Source organism: Paucilactobacillus wasatchensis, assembly GCF_000876205.1.
Classification (GTDB): domain Bacteria; phylum Bacillota; class Bacilli; order Lactobacillales; family Lactobacillaceae; genus Paucilactobacillus; species Paucilactobacillus wasatchensis.
In genome coordinates, this window is sequence record NZ_AWTT01000073.1 from 1 (window position 1) to 3,275 (window position 3,275).

General features: G+C 49.7%; 2 rRNA genes. Both read left to right on the plus strand.

The features are described 5' to 3' along the window. Positions 1-137: 137 nt before the first annotated feature. A 23S ribosomal RNA gene (locus tag WDC_RS08935) occupies positions 138-3,062 on the plus strand. 117 nt (positions 3,063-3,179) lie between these two features. Then, positions 3,180-3,275, plus strand: a 5S ribosomal RNA gene (gene rrf, locus WDC_RS08940); the annotation flags it as partial.

Below are 3,275 nucleotides of genomic sequence, written 5' to 3' on the forward strand. Positions count from 1 at the left end.
CTTGTACTTTGAAAACTAAATAATATCGAAATATTTTTTTACAAACAACCGAGAACACCGCGTTATTTGAGTTTTTTAATAAAGTTTTTTTGATCGCATATACTCAATTAGCCAGGTGATCACATCGTGATCATCAAGGTTAAGTTATAAAGGGCGCATGGTGAATGCCTTGGTACTAGGAGCCGATGAAGGACGGGACTAACACCGATATGCTTCGGGGAGTGGTAAGTACACTTTGATCCGGAGATTTCCGAATGGGGCAACCCAACCAACTTAGTCGTTGGTTACTGCTTAGTGAATACATAGCTAAGTAGAGGTAGACGCAGTGAACTGAAACATCTAAGTAGCTGCAGGAATAGAAAGAAAAATCGATTCCCTGAGTAGCGGCGAGCGAAACGGGAAGAGCCCAAACCAGGAAGCTTGCTTCCTGGGGTTGTAGGACTGAACATTTGAGTTACCAAAATGCAACGTAGTTGAAGCAGTTGGGAAGCTGCACCAGAGCGGGTGATAGTCCCGTAAACGAAACGTTACATTCTCAGTTCAGGATCCTGAGTACGGCGGAACACGTGAAATTCCGTCGGAATCCGGGAGGACCATCTCCCAAGGCTAAATACTCCCTAGTGACCGATAGTGAACCAGTACCGTGAGGGAAAGGTGAAAAGCACCCCGGAAGGGGAGTGAAATAGTTCCTGAAACCATGTGCCTACAATTAGTTGGAGCCCATTAAGGGGTGACAGCGTGCCTTTTGTAGAATGAACCGGCGAGTTACGATTGCGTGCAAGGTTAAGACGAAAAAGTTGGAGCCGTAGCGAAAGCAAGTCTGAAATGGGCGAATGAAGTACGTAGTTGTAGACCCGAAACCAGGTGACCTACCCATGTCCAGGTTGAAGGTGCGGTAAAACGCGCTGGAGGACCGAACCCGTGTCAGTTGAAAATGGCTGGGATGAGGTGTGGGTAGCGGTGAAATTCCAAACGAACTTGGAGATAGCTGGTTCTCTCCGAAATAGCTTTAGGGCTAGCCTCGGAATAAGAATCGTGGAGGTAGAGCACTGTTTGGACTAGGGGCCCGTCATGGGTTACTGAATTCAGATAAACTCCGAATGCCACAGATTTATGTCCGGGAGTCAGACGGTGAGTGATAAGATCCATCGTCGAAAGGGGAACAGCCCAGACCACCAATTAAGGTCCCTAAATATATGCTAAGTGGAAAAGGATGTGGAGTTGCATAGACAACTAGGATGTTGGCTCAGAAGCAGCCACCATTTAAAGAGTGCGTAATAGCTCACTAGTCGAGTGATCCTGCGCCGAAAATGTACCGGGGCTAAGCATATTACCGAAATTGTGGATGCATCCGTAAGGATGCGTGATAGGAGAGCGTTCTAAGGGCAAAGAAGTCAGACCGTGAGGACTGGTGGAGTGCTTAGAAGTGAGAATGCCGGTATGAGTAGCGAAAGACAGGTGAGAATCCTGTCCACCGAATGACTAAGGTTTCCTGGGGAAGGCTCGTCCTCCCAGGGTAAGTCGGGACCTAAGCTGAGGCCGAAAGGCGTAGGCGATGGATAACAGGTTGAGATTCCTGTACCAGTTAACTGTGTTTGAACAATGGAGGGACGCAGGAGGCTAAGCAAACCAGATCATTGGATGAATCTGGCCAAGCAACAAGTCTTGATAAGAGTTAAATGCTTTTATCTCTAAGGATAAGTTGTGATGGGGAGCGAAATTTATAGTAGCGAAGTTGCCGATGTCACACTGCCGAGAAAAGCTTCTAGTGAATAGTTAACTGCCCGTACCGCAAACCGACACAGGTAGTCGAGGAGAGAATCCTAAGGTGAGCGAGAGAACTCTCGTTAAGGAACTCGGCAAAATGACCCCGTAACTTCGGGAGAAGGGGTGCTGCACTAACGTGCAGCCGCAGTGAATAGGCCCAGGCGACTGTTTATCAAAAACACAGGTTTCTGCAAAATCGAAAGATGAAGTATAGGGGCTGACGCCTGCCCGGTGCTGGAAGGTTAAAAGGATGGGTTAGCTTCGGCGAAGCTCAGAATTGAAGCCCCAGTAAACGGCGGCCGTAACTATAACGGTCCTAAGGTAGCGAAATTCCTTGTCGGGTAAGTTCCGACCCGCACGAAAGGCGTAACGATCTGGGCACTGTCTCAACGAGAGACTCGGTGAAATTGAAGTACCTGTGAAGATGCAGGTTACCCGCGACAGGACGGAAAGACCCCATGGAGCTTTACTGTAGCTTGATATTGAGTGTTTGTACCGCTTGTACAGGATAGGTAGGAGCCGTAGAAACCGGAACGCTAGTTTCGGTGGAGGCGTTGGTGGGATACTACCCTCGCTGTATGACCACTCTAACCCGCGCCACTAAACGTGGCGGGAGACAGTGTCAGGTAGGCAGTTTGACTGGGGCGGTCGCCTCCCAAAGAGTAACGGAGGCGCCCAAAGGTTCCCTCAGAATGGTTGGAAATCATTCGCAGAGTGTAAAGGCACAAGGGAGCTTGACTGCGAGACAGACAGGTCGAGCAGGGACGAAAGTCGGGCTTAGTGATCCGGTGGTACCGTATGGAAGGGCCATCGCTCAACGGATAAAAGCTACCCTGGGGATAACAGGCTTATCTCCCCCAAGAGTCCACATCGACGGGGAGGTTTGGCACCTCGATGTCGGCTCATCGCATCCTGGGGCTGTAGTCGGTCCCAAGGGTTGGGCTGTTCGCCCATTAAAGCGGTACGCGAGCTGGGTTCAGAACGTCGTGAGACAGTTCGGTCCCTATCCGTCGCGGGCGCAGGAAATTTGAGAGGAGCTGTCCTTAGTACGAGAGGACCGGGATGGACATACCGCTGGTGTACCAGTTGTTCCGCCAGGAGCATAGCTGGGTAGCTACGTATGGATGAGATAAACGCTGAAAGCATCTAAGTGTGAAACTCGCCTCAAGATGAGATTTCCCATCTTCCTTCGGGAAGAGTAAGACCCCTCAGAGATGATGAGGTAGATAGGTTGGAAGTGGAAGTGCAGTGATGCATGGAGCGGACCAATACTAATCGGTCGAGGACTTAACCACAAAGTGGTGAACTTGGTTGGTAAAAAACGATATTATTTAGTTTTGAGAGCGCAAGTTCTCATCATAGCAATAGCTGTGAAAGTGCGAATGAAACTTAAGGGTTTCAAGCGTGCGTAGTGTGGCGGCGATGGCCAGAAGGATACACCTGTTCCCATGCCGAACACAGAAGTTAAGCTTCTGAGCGCCGAGAGTAGTTGGGGGATCGCTCCCTGC